The sequence below is a fragment of the Hoeflea sp. genome, assembly GCF_984452065.1.
Window position 1 is genome coordinate 1 of record NZ_CFHWAF010000113.1, and the last position, 14,533, is coordinate 14,533.

Here is a 14,533-nt window from a genome sequence, read left to right on the forward strand (position 1 = left end):
GCTCACGGAGGCCTCCTATTCGGCTGCCGCTGACGTATCCGCCAGGCCGAGCCAATGCCGGCAATCGGTAAGAGCGCGGGCGGCGATGGCGCGCTTCTTGGCGAGCGCCTTTTCCTTGCCGCGGAACCGTTTGACACCTTCCGGCCTGACGATCTCAACGGGCGGGAAGAGGCCGAAATTCACGTTCATCGGCTGGAACGACCGCTTTCCCGGCTCTTCGTCGGACGACAGATGTCCGGCGGTGATATGGCCGAGAAGCGCGCCGAACGCGGTTGTCCGCGGTGGCAGGGACGGCTTGCCGCCGAGCAACTCCGCAGCCGCAAAGCGCCCCGTCAGGAGGCCAATCGCTGCCGATTCCACGTAACCTTCGCAGCCGGTGATCTGGCCGGCGAAGCGCAGGCCGGGCAAGGTCTTGAGCTGCAAAGACTGGTCGAGCAGTTGCGGGGAGTTCATGTAGGTGTTGCGGTGCAGGCCGCCCAGCCGCGCGAATTCGGCGTTCTGCAGCCCCGGTATCATCTGAAAGATGTCTTTTTGCGCGCCGTATTTCAGCTTGGTCTGGAAACCGACCATGTTGTAGAGCGTTCCGAGCGCGTTGTCCTGGCGCAGTTGCACGACGGCATGGGGTTTGATGTCCGGAGCGTGGGCGTTGGTCAGTCCCATCGGCTTCATCGGCCCGTGGCGCAGGGTTTCCCGGCCGCGCTCGGCCATGACCTCTATCGGCAGGCAGCCGTCGAAATAGGGCGTGCCCTCCCACTCCTTGAATTCCGTTTTCTCGCCGTCAAGCAAGGCGTCGATGAAACCGTTGTACTGCGCCTCGTCCATGGGGCAATTGATGTAGTCCTTGCCGGTTCCGCCGGGCCCGACCTTGTCGTAGCGCGACTGGAACCAGCAGGTGTCCATATCGATGCTGTCGAAGTGGACGATGGGTGCGATGGCGTCGAAAAAAGCCAGCGATTCTTCGCCGGTCTCCTCGATGATGGCTTCGGCCAGGGACGGTGCGGTGAGGGGGCCGGTCGCGATGATCGTGCGTTCCCAGTCCGAAGGCGGCAGGCCGGTCACCTCGGCACGCTCGATGGAGACCAGGGGATGCTGGTGGAGCGCTTGCGTGACGGCATCGGAAAATCCGTCGCGATCGACCGCGAGCGCGCTGCCGGCCGGCACTTGATGACGGTCGGCGCTCGCCATGATGAGCGATCCCGCCAGCCGCATTTCCTCATGCAGCACGCCGACGGCATTGGCCTGATGGTCATCCGAGCGGAAGGAGTTGGAGCAGACCAGTTCGGCGAGCCCGTCGGTCTTGTGGGCATCCGTCCCGCGCTGCGGCCGCATCTCATGGAGAACGACCGGCACGCCCGTCTGCGCCGCCTGCCACGCCGCTTCGCAGCCGGCGAGGCCAGCGCCGACAATGTGCAGGTTTTTTTCTGTCTTCTTCATGCGGCCGTTCTAGCACCTTGGCGGGGAGGCTTAAAGGCGCATACAATTCGGGCGCCGGACCGGCTGCGCGCGCGAGGGATGCGCTTGGACCGGTCGGCGCCCGCTTTCGGGAACCACCATGTCGGATGGCTCAGTATCTGGCGGCTTTGCGCGCGTAGTCGTCGATGGCGTAACGCTCGATGCCGATGTCCTGCAGGACGGTGTCGGACAGGCTGTTCAGCTGGTTGACGGTGCGGCGGTATTTGCGCCAGTTCCGATAGTCCTTGAGGATGCTCATTTCTTTCTCCTTCCTCGGCTTGTATTGTGCGCTCCATGTAGTGACTTTGCCCGGGGCAGTTAGATGGTTTTTGTCAAACCAGCTATGCAATAAGTGCAGTGCGACGGGTGATTCAAGGCGCAATTTCAACATGTTGCCGCAGCCGGATGACTGTGTGCCGCAAACAAAAACGCCCGCCGGAAATTGCCGACGGGCGTTTCTGAATAGAGGCTGACGGAATTGTGGGAGGAGGAGAACCCGTCAGCCAATTCCCGGACCGAGGGAGGAGGTTCGGTCCGGTAACCGTTTTGGCCGCCTATTTGCGGCGTGCGACAAACGGAATGTCACCGCGAGCGATACCGATATCGTTCAGTTCGCGATCGGACATCTTGTACAGTTCGTTGCAGGTGTTGCGGTAAGCGCGCCAGTTTGCGAAAGACTGCTTCAAAGAAACCATTCTTGTCTCCTTCACTTGAGTGGGGACGGTGTTTTTGCACCGCCATTATCTGTTGACATCAATATAGGTACGATCCACGCGATTGTGCAGTGCAATATATGCACATTCGCTATGCATTTTTGCAGATGTTGCATATTTTTGAGCTGCAGTTGCCCATAAAAAACGCCCGCTGGGGGAGGAGATCCAGCGAGCGTCTTTTTACGCGACTGACAGCTGGGAGGAGGAGTGCTGTCAGTCAAATCGCAAGGGCATTGGGAGGAGGAGTATGCCCCGGCGAATTCTTATGTTCTTCTTTTACAACGCTCTGCGAGCGAGCTCATCGATCTTGTCGCGTTCAATGCCGAGATCGGCAAGTTCACGATCACCCAATTCACGAAGGGCGTTCCGTGTGCGCTGATATTGCCGCCACCTCTGATATGTAAGCATCAAATTCATGGCTTCAATCCCTCAATGTGCCGCACCGCCGTATGCGTTGTCCACTTGGTCAAAATATAGGATGGGAACTGCAATTTGTGCAGCGCAATATAAGCATAGGAGCCATGCGCAAGACGCATAGCGCGCCATGCGTAAATCGAAGGACGGAGCCCGGTGAGGAAAGGGCGGTCGCTGCGGTTTTTGCTTTGACGGCGAATTTCGCGGTGATATAGAAACGCGCGCTCCGGCCGGGCGATGGACCGGCATACCCGGGAGCGATGCGGGCGTGGCGGAATTGGCAGACGCACCAGATTTAGGATCTGGCGCCGCAAGGCGTGGGGGTTCAAGTCCCTCCGCCCGCACCACCAATTCGTAAAGCTCATTGGCTCCCATTGCCATTCTGTTCTTATTATGTTCCATTGCTGATCAATGGCTAACACTGACTGAATGATGTTTGCAGGAATAGATCGACAAATCGTCTTCCCACATTCCACAGGGAAGTCGGATGCGAATCATTCAAAATTGCTGTTTGATGGCTATGACTGTAGCCAGATTTACACCCTTGGGATTTGTGGGAGAAGCGGAGCCAATGAGCGCGGTTGAGGACTTGCAGGCATTTCTATCGGGACGAAAATTTTCGACCGTGATGGCCGATCCGCCTTGGCGATTTACAAACAGAACAGGGAAAATTGCACCGGAACACAAACGGTTGGCCAGGTACCCGACGCTTACTTTGGAGGAAATTTGCAGACTTCCTGTTCGCGATCACCTTAGGGATACCGCACATTGCTACTTATGGGTGCCTAATGCCCTTTTGCCCGATGGGCTCCAAGTTCTGACAGCGTGGGGCTTCACCTACAAATCCAATATAATCTGGCACAAGGTCCGAAAAGACGGTGGTTCTGATGGACGGGGTGTAGGCTTTTATTTTCGGAACGTGACGGAAATAATTCTTTTTGGAACACGCGGAAAGAATGCGCGAACCCTTAAGGCCGGCCGCAGGCAAGTGAATTTGTTTGCGTCAAGAAAAAGAGAGCATTCCCGTAAACCTGATGAACAGTATGAGATAATCGAAGCGTGCAGTCCTGGTCCGTATCTGGAGCTGTTTGGCAGAGGAAAACGAGAGTCCTGGACAGTTTGGGGAAATCAGGCTGACGATGATTACCGGCCAACCTGGACCACGTATAAATACAACTCTGCTGTAGCAGCGGAGTGAGGACTTTGAGTGCAGAGGATGATGACGGCCTCATTTCAACCGGGAAAATTGCCGATAATGCAACGACGCTTGAAGCTGTATTTCCACAGGCGATTCTAAGCAAGTTCGAAATTTATAGCTATCGCAATGCCGGTGCTGTGCTTGCGGCGAGTTTTCCGGTTGAATTCAAACTCATTCTCTCCGTTCTGGAAAAGTTTGTCATAACGAAGGCTATGATTCGTCAGCCCGGTGGCAGCAAGGGTCCTATTGCGAAATATGTGGATACTCTTTTCCCGAGCGACTGGACAGAAACGCGTATCTCCGCGGATCTTCATGTTCGCCTGTTAGACGCAAAAAAGAAAAAATCCGTTCTCCACGAGTATGTCAGGGAAGGATATCTTGATGGACATCGCATCGATTTCGTAAAGGGTAGGGTGGCGCTTGACCTGGAGTGGAACAGTAAGGATCAAACTTATGATCGCGACCTGTATGCGTTCTCCGCGTTTTATGAGGCGGGCGCGATTGACGTCGGCATCATTCTGACGCGCGGCGCATCTCTGGATAATGACTTTTTTCGAGGGCTCGGTAAGGTTCTCAAGAAAGATGGAAGTGAAGGGCAAGAGGACGTCTACAAAAAATTTGGTGCATCAACCACATGGATGGGAAAGTTGTTGTATCGTCTGGACGCGGGACGCAATGGCGGATGTCCCGTTTTGGCTATCGGCATAACGCCCCGGTGTGTCATCGATTCACCTACGACGCAGATACACCTGCTCTAATCAAGAATCCAAAAGTTTTGTCCATGTGTCCGGTACAAACTATCATCAATCTCTCGGGGGCTGCCAGATAGAGGCGAAAGAACAGGTCATCCGGCTCCGGCGTTGTTGGAGAGCCTTGCGTTCTTTTTCGATTCGCGGCTGAAATCAGCGCCGAAGCTCATCAATTGTCAGCAAATCGGTCAAGGTTCTCCGCGGTGTTTCCGGCAACATACGTGTCCGCGCTGCACAGAGGATGTTTTCAAGCTGTTGCGGGCTGGCCGGCAGTTTACTGACCTGCAGCCGTCGGAACGGACGGTTGACGGTATCAAAACTGTTGTATTCGCTTTGCGCATGGCGCATTGGTCGCCGCGAGCAATGGAAGGCCTGCATGCAGTTTGATCTCACCCGGCCGGACGCGGACTTCATACGTGACCCGTACCCCACCTACCGTCATCTGCGTGAGGATGCGCCAATCTGCCGTCAGGCGGACGGATCGATCATTCTGTCGCGCTATGCCGATCTCGAGACGGTGTATCGCGATACCAAGCGGTTCATTTCGGACAAGAAAAAGATCTTTGCGCCGAAGTTCGGCGTCGACACGCCGCTATACGAGCATCATACGACATCGCTCGTCTTCAACGACCCGCCACTGCACACGCGTGTGCGCCAGGTGATGGTCGGAGCGATGAACCCGCGCGCCCTGAAGCACATGGAGCCGGGTCTGACCGCGCTGGTTGACGACCTGCTTGAGCGTATAGCGCACTCGGACGATGTCGAGATCATCCGCGATTTCGCCGGCGCCATTCCCATCGAGGTGATCGGCAATCTGCTCGATCTGCCCCGTTCCGCGCGCGAACCGCTCCGCGAGTGGTCGCTCGCCATCCTCGGCGCGCTCGAGCCCGTTCTTTCTCCGCAACAGCATGAGCGGGGCAACCGGGCTGTCGCGGACTTCGTCGCGCTTTTGAAGGCGATCATCGCTGAGAGACGCGCCCGGCCCGGCGATCCGGACGTCGATGTGCTTACCCGGCTGATCCAGTCGGATGTCGATGGTGGGCTGAGCGAGGTCGAGCTCTATCAGAACTGTATCTTCATTCTGAATGCCGGTCATGAGACGACAACCAATCTGATCGGAAACGCGCTCGGACTGCTTGACCAGAACCGGGATGCGCGGCGGCAGCTCATTGAAACGCCCGATCTTATCACGACTGCGGTCGACGAGTTTCTGCGGCTCGAGAGCCCCAATCAGTTCGGCAACCGCCTTGCAGCCGAAGACGTCATCATTGGCAGCGAGACCGTGTCGGCGGGGACGGACCTGCATTTGTGCATCGGCGCGGCCAACCGCGATCCCGATCAATTCGGGGATCCCGACGGCATGGTGCTTGACCGGCGGCCGAACCGGCACCTTGCCTTCGCAAGCGGCGCACACACCTGTGTCGGCCTGTCCCTTGCGCGCATGGAGGGGCGCATCGCGATCGGTCGTTTCCTGCAGCGCTTCCCCGGTTACGAACTGACCGAGGGCAGCGAACGCAGCGGCCGGATTCGCTTCCGCGGCTACAGCCGTCTTCCGGCAGTCCTGCGATAGTGTCGGCGCATGTGCTAAACTGCCACGGGCGATGATGACGGGGGCCCGTTGCATGCGCCGGAGCCCGCGAACGCGCGGTTTTGCATTGCGGGCTTGCAACCAATTTGCTATTGCGCGGCGAACGCCCGTTGGCGGCAACCGTTCGAAGTGCGCCCGAACCATCAGATTTTGCGGCCGCGAAGCGGAAAAAGTCAATAAATCCAATGGTGCAGCGCCGACCACGCCCCGGCAATTGCGCCGCGACATATCGCTGCCGCACTCGGCAGGCAAATGGGCATCGCGATAACCGGCAAAAATGCCGGTTGCGGCGGCCAGGAAATTGAAGGTTTGAATATGCAGGTTACAGAAACGCTGTCGGAAGGTCTGAAGCGGGAAATCAAAGTCGTCGTCCCGGCCAAGGACATGGAAACGCGCATGAACGAGCGCCTCATCGACGCCAAGGACAAGGTTCGCCTCAACGGGTTCCGTCCCGGCAAGGTGCCGCTTGCCCATATGCGCAAGATCTACGGCAAGTCCATCATGGCCGAGCTTGTCAACGAGATGATCAATGACAAGCCGACCGAAATTCTTTCCGAGCGCGGCGAAAAATCGGCGACCCGCCCGCAGATTTCCATGACGGAAGACGAGGCCGAGGCGAACGAAATCCTCGACGCCAAGGCTGATTTCGAGTTCTCCATGTCCTACGAGGTCATTCCGCAGTTTGAAGTGGGTGACGTCTCGAAACTGAAACTCGAACGCCAGGTCGTCGATATTGCCGACGATGAGGTCGAGGAGCAGGTCCAGCGCGTGGCCGAAAGCGCGCGCAGCTACGAAACGAAATCCGGCAAGGCCGCCGATGGCGACCGCGTGACGATGGATTATGTCGGCAAGGTCGATGGCGAGCCGTTCGAAGGCGGCGCCGACAACGATGCCGATATCGTGCTGGGTTCGGACACGTTCATTCCCGGCTTTGAGGATCAGCTTGTCGGCGCAAAGGCGGGCGACGAGAAGACGATCACCGTCAACTTCCCCGAGGACTATCAGGCAGCGCACCTGGCCGGCAAGGAAGCGACGTTCGATGTGACCGTGAAGGAAGTGGCTGCACCGGGCGAATTGGTGATCGATGACGAACTTGCCAGGAAGCTCGGCCTTGAATCTGCCGAAAGGCTGCGCGAGGTCGTGCGCGAGCAGATCGAGGGCCAGTACGGTCAGTTCACCCGCCAGAAGATCAAACGCCAGATCCTCGACGCGCTGGACGAGGAGTACAAGTTCGAGACGCCGGAAGGTCTGAGGGAAGTGGAGTTCAACAATATCTGGGGTCAGATTTCATCGGACCTGGAACAGTCGGGCAAGACTTTCGAAGACGAGGATACGACCGAGGAAGCCGCGCGCGAGGATTACGGCAAGCTTGCCGAACGGCGCGTCCGGCTCGGTCTCGTGCTGTCCCAGATCGGCGAGAACGCCGAGATCCGGGTGACGGACGAGGAAATGCAGCGCGCCGTCCTTGAGCAGGTGCGCCAGTATCCCGGCCAGGAACACCAGGTCATGGAATATTTCCAGAAGACGCCGGACGCCGTCGCGCAGCTTCGCGCCCCGATCTTCGAAGAAAAGGTCATTGACCACATCATCGCTTCGGCAGATGTCACCGACAAAACGGTCAGCAAGGAAGAGCTGATGGCCGAGGACGAGGAAGACGCCAAAGCCGAGACCAAACCGGCCAGTAAGAAGGCGGCTCCGAAGAAGAAGGCTGCTGCCAAGACCGCTGCCGGCGAGAAGAAGGCTCCGGCCAAGAAGGCGCCCGCCAAGAAAAAGGCACCCGCCAAGAAGGCTGCCGACGCCGAATAGGCTGATGCAGAAAAGGTCGCATTCATGCGGCCTTTTTTGTGCGCATCTCCCAGGCCAGACTTTCGCTAGATGAGCGACAGGCCTTTGAGGCTGGCGTGGCCGGCACGGCCGATGATGATGTGATCATGGACGGCGACGCCCAAAGGGCCGGCTGCTTCTATGATCCGGTGGGTCATCTCCACATCGGCACGTGATGGTGTCGGGTCTCCCGATGGATGATTGTGTACCAGAATGATGGCCGTGGCCGAAAGCTCAAGCGCGCGGCGCACCACTTCACGCGGGTAGACGGGCGTATGATCGACGGTTCCGCTCTGCTGCACCTCGTCGGCGATCAGCCGGTTTTTCTTGTCCAGAAAAAGCAGGCGGAACTGTTCGCGGCGCTCATGCGCCATGGCCGCATTGCAATAATCGATCACGGCCGACCAGGACGACAGGAGCGGGCGGTCGATCAGTTCGGTCTGCAACATGCGCTGCTGCAGGGCGGCAATGGCTTTCAGGTCTGTCGCGACCTGTTCGCCAATGCCCGGAACCTCGCACAAAAGGTGCTCCGGCGCGCCCATGACGTCCGAGATAGAGCCGAATTTCTCCAGCAGCGCCTTGGCGACAGGCTTCGTGTCACGCCTCGGTATGAGTCTGAAAAGGACGAGTTCGAGAAGCTCATAGTCGGCAAGCGCGGCCTGTCCGGCCGTCTGAAAACGCTGCCTCAGCCGCTCTCGGTGGCCTTTGTGTCGGGCGCTGTCGGCAGCCTCGGGCAGGGGCTTCTCCTGTTCGTGCGGATCGCTTAGATATCGAGGCCGGGAGCAAAGAGGCCGGCCGGCGAAAGCGTGAAGATCTCACAGCCATCGGCCGTCACGCCGACGGAGTGCTCATACTGAGCCGTCAGCGAACGGTCGCGCGTCACCGCCGTCCAGCCGTCGGACAGCACCTTCACATGCGGTTTGCCGAGATTGATCATCGGTTCGATGGTGAAAATCATGCCTTCGCGCAACTCGACGCCTTCATGGGCCCGGCCGTAGTGAAGGATATTGGGAACATCATGAAAAAGCTGGCCGAGACCGTGGCCGCAAAAATCGCGCACGACCGAACACCGTTCGGCTTCGGCGTAGCGCTGAATGGCTTCGCCGATGGCTCCCGTGCGGGCGCCGGGCTTGACCGCCGCTATGCCGCGCATCAGCGCTTCATGCGTCACCTCCATGAGCCTTTGGGCGGCGCGCTTGATGTCTCCGACCGGATACATGCGGCTTGAATCGCCATGCCAGCCGTGGAGGACGTATGTGACATCGATATTGACAATATCGCCTTCGCGCAGCGGCTTTGCGCTCGGGAAACCATGGCAGACGACATGATTGATGGAGGTGCAGCAGGAATTGGTGTAGCCGCGATAATTCAGCGTCGCGGGCACGGCCCCGTGGTCCATGCCGAATTCGAATACGAATTTGTCGATTGCCGCCGTGGTCACGCCAGGCTCAACCAGGGCCGCCAGCTCGTCGAGGCAGCGCGCGGTGAGCTGACCGGCCTGGCGCATGCCGGCAAAGCCCCCGGGCCCGTGCAGCTTGACCTGTCCGTTGTTTTTCCTTGGCGCCGCGACGGCGTCGATATAGCTAACCAATCTCTTTCCTCACAAACCCGGTTCCTCGACGGGAATCAGCCGGTCGAAGCGTATTTCCTGCGGGGTGATGTGGCATCGCATGGCCAGCGCTTCAACCCCGCGGGCGATGGCCCGGTCAAAGGCTTTGCCGTAATTGCTATCGAGATCGCGGCAGATTTTCAATCTTTCGCAGTCCGCCCGCTGCACCAGATAGACCATGACGGCCCTGTTGCCGGCTTCGACCATATCGCCCAATTCGTCAAGGTGCTTTGCGCCGCGGCTGGTCGGGCTGTCCGGGAATTCGGCAAGGCCGCCGGTGCGCATGAAGTGCACGTTCTTGACCTCGACATAGGCCGGCGGGCGCTCGGGGTCCTGCAGGAGAATGTCGATCCGCGAGTTCCGGCCGTATTTCTGCTCCCGTTTCATTTCCGCATAGCCGTTCAAGGGTTCGACAAGGCCGGCGGAAATGGCTTCCTCGACAATCCTGTTCGGCAGTCCGGTGTTGATCCCGACGGTCGTTCCGTCGGCCTCCACAAGCTCCAGCGCGTGTTTGTACTTGCGGGTCGGGCTGTCATGCAGCGACAGCCAGATGCGCGAGCCGGGATCGGTCAGCCCGAGCATGGAGCCTGTGTTCGGGCAGGAGCCGGTGATCCTTTCGCCGGATTCCAGCTCGGCATCGAAAAGGAAGCGTTTGTAACGCTTTATGAGTGTCGCGGGGACGAGGGTGTTCTTGAAAATCATGGTTCCTCATAAATCAAGCCGGGCGGTGCGGGAACCTTTCAGGCAGGAATTCATGCAGCCTCAATCAAGGTTTTTCATCAATCGGTCGACATGTGCCTCAAATGCTTCCCGTTCGCCGCACCAGTGGTCGAAATGCCCGTTGTTGCGGAGCGCCCTGGTCGCCTCTCTGCCGACCAGACGCGCGGCGCGGTCCGCATCGGCCATGTCGTCAAGCACCTCGGCGACCATTTTCAGGACTTCGCCGTCAGCCGCGATCCCGTATGAGCGGCAAAAGAGTTTGAGGCGGCGGCTGCCATGCTCCATATCCGCCAGCGCGTGCGGTCTCAGGTCGCCCGCGCCAAACGCCAGCGGCGCCGACCAATAGGCGGCGTAGGCAACGTCGCGTATGCGCGGCCCGGGCCCGGCGAGATCGAAATCGATCATCGCGACGGGCATGCCGTCGCTGAATATCAGATTGTATGGCGCAAAATCGTTGTGGCAGATGACCTCATGGCGCGCTTTATCGGGGTATTCCGCCGTCCAGTGGTGATCGGCATGGGCGAAGCCGACGGTTGCTTCATGATAGTCCCGGAGCAGCCCGGCAGTGGTGATGAGCACCCGGTCATTCGCCCAGTTGTCGGGCGGCAGTTCGGTTTCACCTTCGATAAAGGAAAGGATTTCACGGTTCCGGCCGTCGATGCCGAGAAAACGCGGACAGCCGGAAAAACCGCCCTCGCGCAGATGTTTGAGAAGCTCGTGTATCGCCGGGCTGGCGGGGGTCATGGCCCGGCGGACCGTGTCTCCCACTTTGACAACACATTGATTGGTGTTGCCGCCGGTCATCGGAATTTCCGAATTGCTCATTGCGCCTGCCGCATCAAGGCCGATGTGTCGTGTTTCGATATCGTCAAGCGACGGTCAGACGCGCACGCGTACAAAACTGCCGGGGGCATCCTCGATCGAGTTGAGCTTGCCGCCGCCGGGCTCGCGCGCGTCGACCGCGCTCCCGTCCTGTTTCCTGATCCAGGAATCCCAGTGCGGCCACCAGGACCCGGGGTGTTCCTTGGCTTTTGCCGCCCAGTTGTCGAAGTCGCCGACCGGTTTTCCGCCGGTCCAATACTGGTATTTCTTCTTCTCCGGAGGATTGACGACACCGGCGATGTGGCCGGACCCCGCCATGACATAGGTCACCTTGCCGCCGAAGGAATTGCAACCGATGAAGACCGATTTTGCCGGTGCGATATGATCTTCGCGCGCGGCCAGATTATAGACCGGAACGGTCACGTCCTTCAGCGAGATCTTCTTGCCCGCCAATACCATGCGGTCGTTGGAGAGGTTGTTTTCCAGATAGCAGTTGCGCAGGTAGTAGGAGTGGTTGGCCGCCGGCATCCGTGTCGCGTCCGAGTTCCAGTACAACAGATCGAAAGGCATCGGTTCCTTGCCCTTCAGATAGTTGTTGACGACATAGGGCCAGATGAGTTCCGAGGCACGCAGCATATTGAACGCCGTCGCCATTTTGGAGCCGTCCAGATAGCCGTGCTCCTGCATGCTCTCCTCGATGAAATCGATGTTCTCGGCATCGGCGAAGACCATCAGGTCGCCGGCGTGAACGAAATCGACCTGCGTGGTGAAGAAGGTCGCCGAGGCAATCCGCTTGTCACCCTCCTGGGCGAGCAGTGCCAGGGTCGCCGCCAGCAACGTGCCGCCGACACAATAGCCGATGGCGTTGATGTCGGTTTCGCCGGTCACCTTCTCGACCGTGTCGACGGCAAAGCCGATACCCTCGCGCGCATAGGCCTCCCAATCTTTCCTGGCGTGGCGTTCGTCCGGATTGATCCAGGAGATGACAAACACCGTATGACCCTGATCAACGGCCCATTTGATAAATGATTTCTGCGGGTTGAGATCGAGGATATAAAATTTGTTGATCCATGGCGGGCAGATCAGAAGCGGCCGCTTCAGCACTTTTTCCGTGGTCGGCGCGTATTGGATGACCTGGCAGATATCGCTCTGGGCGATCACTTTTCCGGGCGTCATGGCGAGATTTTCGCCGACCGCGAACTTGCTGTAATCGGACTGGCGCAGCCTCAGATCGCCGTGCCCTGCTTCGATGTCCTCAGCCAGCATACGCATGCCGCGGACCAGGTTCTCGCCGCTTTCAGCGACCGTTTCCTTGTAGACTTCCGGGTTTGTGAGCACGAAGTTCGTCGGCGAGAGGGCGCTGGTGATCTGCTTGACATAGAACTGGGCCTTGTGACGCGTGTGCGGGTCGAGACCGTCGGCGTCCTTGACAAGTTTATCGGCCCAGTCGGCCGTTACCCAATAGGCCTGGCGCAGAAAACTGAAGAAGGCGTTGTCCTGCCAGTCCTCATCGGCAAAGCGCCGGTCGCCCAAATGGCTGGCGGCGGGGTCGTCGGTCTCTTCGCCGGAAACCTTGCGGATCGAGTTCGACCAGATGTTGAAATAGCTTGTCAGCAGATGGGTCTGCGCCTCGACCGCGCGCTTGGGGTCGGAGAGCCAGTATTCCGACAGTTTTGAGAAAGTTTTCACCATGTCCGTCGCGGGGCCGGCGACACTGTCCTTCTTTTCGCCCGTCTCGCGCGGCGAAACCCAGGCGGACGCCGCCTTGCCGAGTTCCTCGACGACGTGGGCCATGTTCCTCGCCATGGCCTCCGGATCCTTCACGATGAAGGGCTCGATGGCTGAAAGATTTTCGGTTTCAGCCTCGTTGGCTTTGTGATCGGTTGTCGTTTTCGCGGCCCGTGTCTTTTTGGGTTCGGCACGCTTGGCCGTTTGCTTTCTTGCTTTGCCGACGCTTGAATTTCCGCCCTGTTTGCGGGCCTTCTTTTCTGCCACAGGTTCCTCCCGCTACCGGCCGTTTCGGCGCAACCGTCCTCCCGGCCACTTTATTGTGCAATTCCTACGATAATATAATAAACACAAATTGCTTCCCAATGGTGTACTTTAGATAAAGGCGGAATCATGCGCAGGCGCGGAAAGCCCACAGACAAATTGCGGATATCGGTTTGCGCGGCGATGTTTGTGCCGATGGCCGGGCTGACCGCCTGCGTTTCCGCGTCGCTCGAGGATGCCGCGCCGCGCCCCGAACAGCTTTCCGACATTGCCGATACCGGCACAACGGCGGATGCCGTCTCCGCAACCGATCCCGGGCCGCAGCAGCAGCCGTCGCGCGACAACAGTTTTGTTGACGAAGGCGCCACCCGCAATGACGAGTTCCCGACCTTCGAAATCATGCCGCAGGGCGCGACGGAGCAGTTAAGCGAAGAAGACAAGCGCGCCATACTCGCGGAGATGGACGCGATCCGCTCGGCGCGGGGAAGCGGGGCGTCGTCCGCTGCGGCCGATCAGCGCTACAATGAATTGAAGTCGATCGCCAATACCCACGGCCTTGAAACCAAGCAGCAGATAGAAGGGCAATAGCCCGGTTGCGGGCTTCCTGTTGCATTTTGTGCCATAATGGGCGCATAAGCCGGCTGTCGCCGCCTGGAAGCAACCGAGGTCGATATGCAAGAGTTCCATAAAGTCCGCCGTCTGCCACCCTATGTCTTCGAACAGGTCAACCGCCTGAAGGCGAGCGCCCGCGCGGCCGGGGCCGATATCGTCGATCTGGGCATGGGCAATCCGGACCTGCCGACACCGCAGTCGATCGTCGACAAGCTGTGCGAGGTTGTGCAGGATCCGCGCACGCACCGCTATTCGACCTCGAAGGGCATACCGGGTCTGCGCAAGGCGCAGGCGCGTTACTATGAACGCCGGTTCGGGGTCAAGCTCGATCCCGACACGCAGATTGTCGCCACGCTCGGATCGAAAGAGGGTTTTGCCAATATGGCACAGGCCATCACGGCGCCCGGCGATGTCGTTCTGTGCCCCAATCCGACATATCCGATCCATGCGTTCGGTTTCATCATGTCGGGCGGCGTCATCCGCTCAATGACGGTCGAGCCGGATGACAGCTTCTTCTATTCGCTCGAGCGTGCCGTCCGCCATTCGATCCCGAAGCCGTTGGCGCTGATCCTGAATTATCCGTCCAACCCGACGGCGCATCTTGCGGATCTGGACTTCTACAAGGATGTGGTCGCCTTCGCGCGGCGGCACGATATCATCATCTTGTCGGATCTTGCCTATTCCGAGGTCTATTACACCGACACGCCGCCGCCATCCGTGCTGGAGGTGCCGGGTGCCGTCGATGTGGCGGTTGAGTTCACGTCGATGTCGAAGACGTTTTCGATGCCGGGCTGGCGCATGGGATTTGCCGTCGGCAACGAACGGCTCATCGCAGCGCTC

15 protein-coding genes, 1 tRNA gene and 1 pseudogene are annotated in these 14,533 nt (G+C 59.0%); 7 read left to right on the top strand and 10 right to left on the bottom strand.

Features of this window, described 5'->3' with window-relative positions:
- Window positions 1-15: 15 nt before the first annotated feature.
- The 4 genes from trmFO to AC5E6N_RS18280 form a co-directional block, all read right to left on the bottom strand.
- Entirely contained in the window at window positions 16-1,434 is a 1,419-nt protein-coding gene (gene trmFO / locus AC5E6N_RS18265; RefSeq protein ID WP_491749154.1) for a methylenetetrahydrofolate--tRNA-(uracil(54)-C(5))-methyltransferase (FADH(2)-oxidizing) TrmFO, read from the bottom strand.
- A 130-nt stretch (window positions 1,435-1,564) separates the two neighbouring features.
- Window positions 1,565-1,711, bottom strand: coding sequence for a DUF1127 domain-containing protein (locus tag AC5E6N_RS18270; protein ID WP_491749155.1), 147 nt, complete (start codon window positions 1,709-1,711; stop codon window positions 1,565-1,567).
- A 295-nt stretch (window positions 1,712-2,006) separates the two neighbouring features.
- Window positions 2,007-2,147: a DUF1127 domain-containing protein gene (locus AC5E6N_RS18275; RefSeq protein ID WP_491749156.1), complete on the bottom strand. Its 141-nt coding sequence runs from the start codon at window positions 2,145-2,147 to the stop codon at window positions 2,007-2,009.
- 294 nt (window positions 2,148-2,441) lie between these two features.
- Complete coding sequence (locus AC5E6N_RS18280) at window positions 2,442-2,582, bottom strand: DUF1127 domain-containing protein (RefSeq protein WP_491749157.1); 141 nt, start codon at window positions 2,580-2,582, stop codon at window positions 2,442-2,444.
- Between the two features lie 259 nt (window positions 2,583-2,841).
- On the opposite strand from AC5E6N_RS18280, the gene AC5E6N_RS18285 reads away from it, so the two are divergent.
- The 3 genes from AC5E6N_RS18285 (at window position 2,842) to AC5E6N_RS18295 (ending at window position 4,535) form a co-directional block, all read left to right on the top strand.
- Window positions 2,842-2,926 (top strand) — tRNA-Leu (locus AC5E6N_RS18285).
- A gap of 224 nt (window positions 2,927-3,150) precedes the next feature.
- Complete coding sequence (locus AC5E6N_RS18290) at window positions 3,151-3,777, top strand: MT-A70 family methyltransferase (RefSeq protein ID WP_491749158.1); 627 nt, start codon at window positions 3,151-3,153, stop codon at window positions 3,775-3,777.
- 5 nt (window positions 3,778-3,782) lie between these two features.
- Window positions 3,783-4,535: a BglII/BstYI family type II restriction endonuclease gene (locus AC5E6N_RS18295; protein WP_491749159.1), complete on the top strand. Its 753-nt coding sequence runs from the start codon at window positions 3,783-3,785 to the stop codon at window positions 4,533-4,535.
- Between the two features lie 144 nt (window positions 4,536-4,679).
- Here AC5E6N_RS18295 and AC5E6N_RS18300 read toward each other — a convergent pair whose 3' ends face one another.
- Entirely contained in the window at window positions 4,680-4,904 is a 225-nt protein-coding gene (locus tag AC5E6N_RS18300) for a hypothetical protein (protein WP_491749160.1), read from the bottom strand.
- Between AC5E6N_RS18300 and AC5E6N_RS18305 the strand changes: the two genes are divergently transcribed.
- Both AC5E6N_RS18305 and tig read left to right on the top strand, forming a co-directional pair.
- A complete protein-coding gene (locus AC5E6N_RS18305; RefSeq protein WP_491749161.1) occupies window positions 4,903-6,096 on the top strand; it encodes a cytochrome P450 in 1,194 nt (397 codons plus the stop codon). The genes AC5E6N_RS18300 and AC5E6N_RS18305 overlap by 2 nt on opposite strands.
- Window positions 6,097-6,429: 333 nt before the next feature.
- Window positions 6,430-7,920: a trigger factor gene (gene tig, locus AC5E6N_RS18310; protein ID WP_491749162.1), complete on the top strand. Its 1,491-nt coding sequence runs from the start codon at window positions 6,430-6,432 to the stop codon at window positions 7,918-7,920.
- Between the two features lie 65 nt (window positions 7,921-7,985).
- Here the strand turns inward: tig and radC are convergent.
- The 5 genes and pseudogenes from radC to AC5E6N_RS18335 all read right to left on the bottom strand — a co-directional run.
- Window positions 7,986-8,654: pseudogene (gene radC, locus AC5E6N_RS18315) on the bottom strand (RadC family protein); the annotation flags it as partial.
- Between the two features lie 47 nt (window positions 8,655-8,701).
- Entirely contained in the window at window positions 8,702-9,529 is an 828-nt protein-coding gene (gene map, locus AC5E6N_RS18320; protein ID WP_491749163.1) for a type I methionyl aminopeptidase, read from the bottom strand.
- Window positions 9,530-9,538: 9 nt separating this feature from the next.
- Complete coding sequence (sfsA, locus tag AC5E6N_RS18325) at window positions 9,539-10,249, bottom strand: DNA/RNA nuclease SfsA (RefSeq protein ID WP_491749164.1); 711 nt, start codon at window positions 10,247-10,249, stop codon at window positions 9,539-9,541.
- A 60-nt stretch (window positions 10,250-10,309) separates the two neighbouring features.
- The gene (locus AC5E6N_RS18330) at window positions 10,310-11,092 is read right to left on the bottom strand and encodes a phosphotransferase (RefSeq protein ID WP_491749165.1); all 783 of its coding nucleotides are present in this window, start codon (window positions 11,090-11,092) and stop codon (window positions 10,310-10,312) included.
- 54 nt (window positions 11,093-11,146) lie between these two features.
- Entirely contained in the window at window positions 11,147-12,928 is a 1,782-nt protein-coding gene (locus tag AC5E6N_RS18335; RefSeq protein WP_491749168.1) for a PHA/PHB synthase family protein, read from the bottom strand.
- Window positions 12,929-13,276: 348 nt separating this feature from the next.
- On the opposite strand from AC5E6N_RS18335, the gene AC5E6N_RS18340 reads away from it, so the two are divergent.
- Window positions 13,277-13,669 (top strand): hypothetical protein, encoded by a 393-nt coding sequence (locus AC5E6N_RS18340; protein ID WP_491749166.1) that lies wholly within the window; start codon window positions 13,277-13,279, stop codon window positions 13,667-13,669.
- An 84-nt stretch (window positions 13,670-13,753) separates the two neighbouring features.
- Window positions 13,754-14,533: aminotransferase class I/II-fold pyridoxal phosphate-dependent enzyme (locus AC5E6N_RS18345; protein WP_491749167.1), on the top strand; the 780-nt coding region annotated here is incomplete at its 3' end.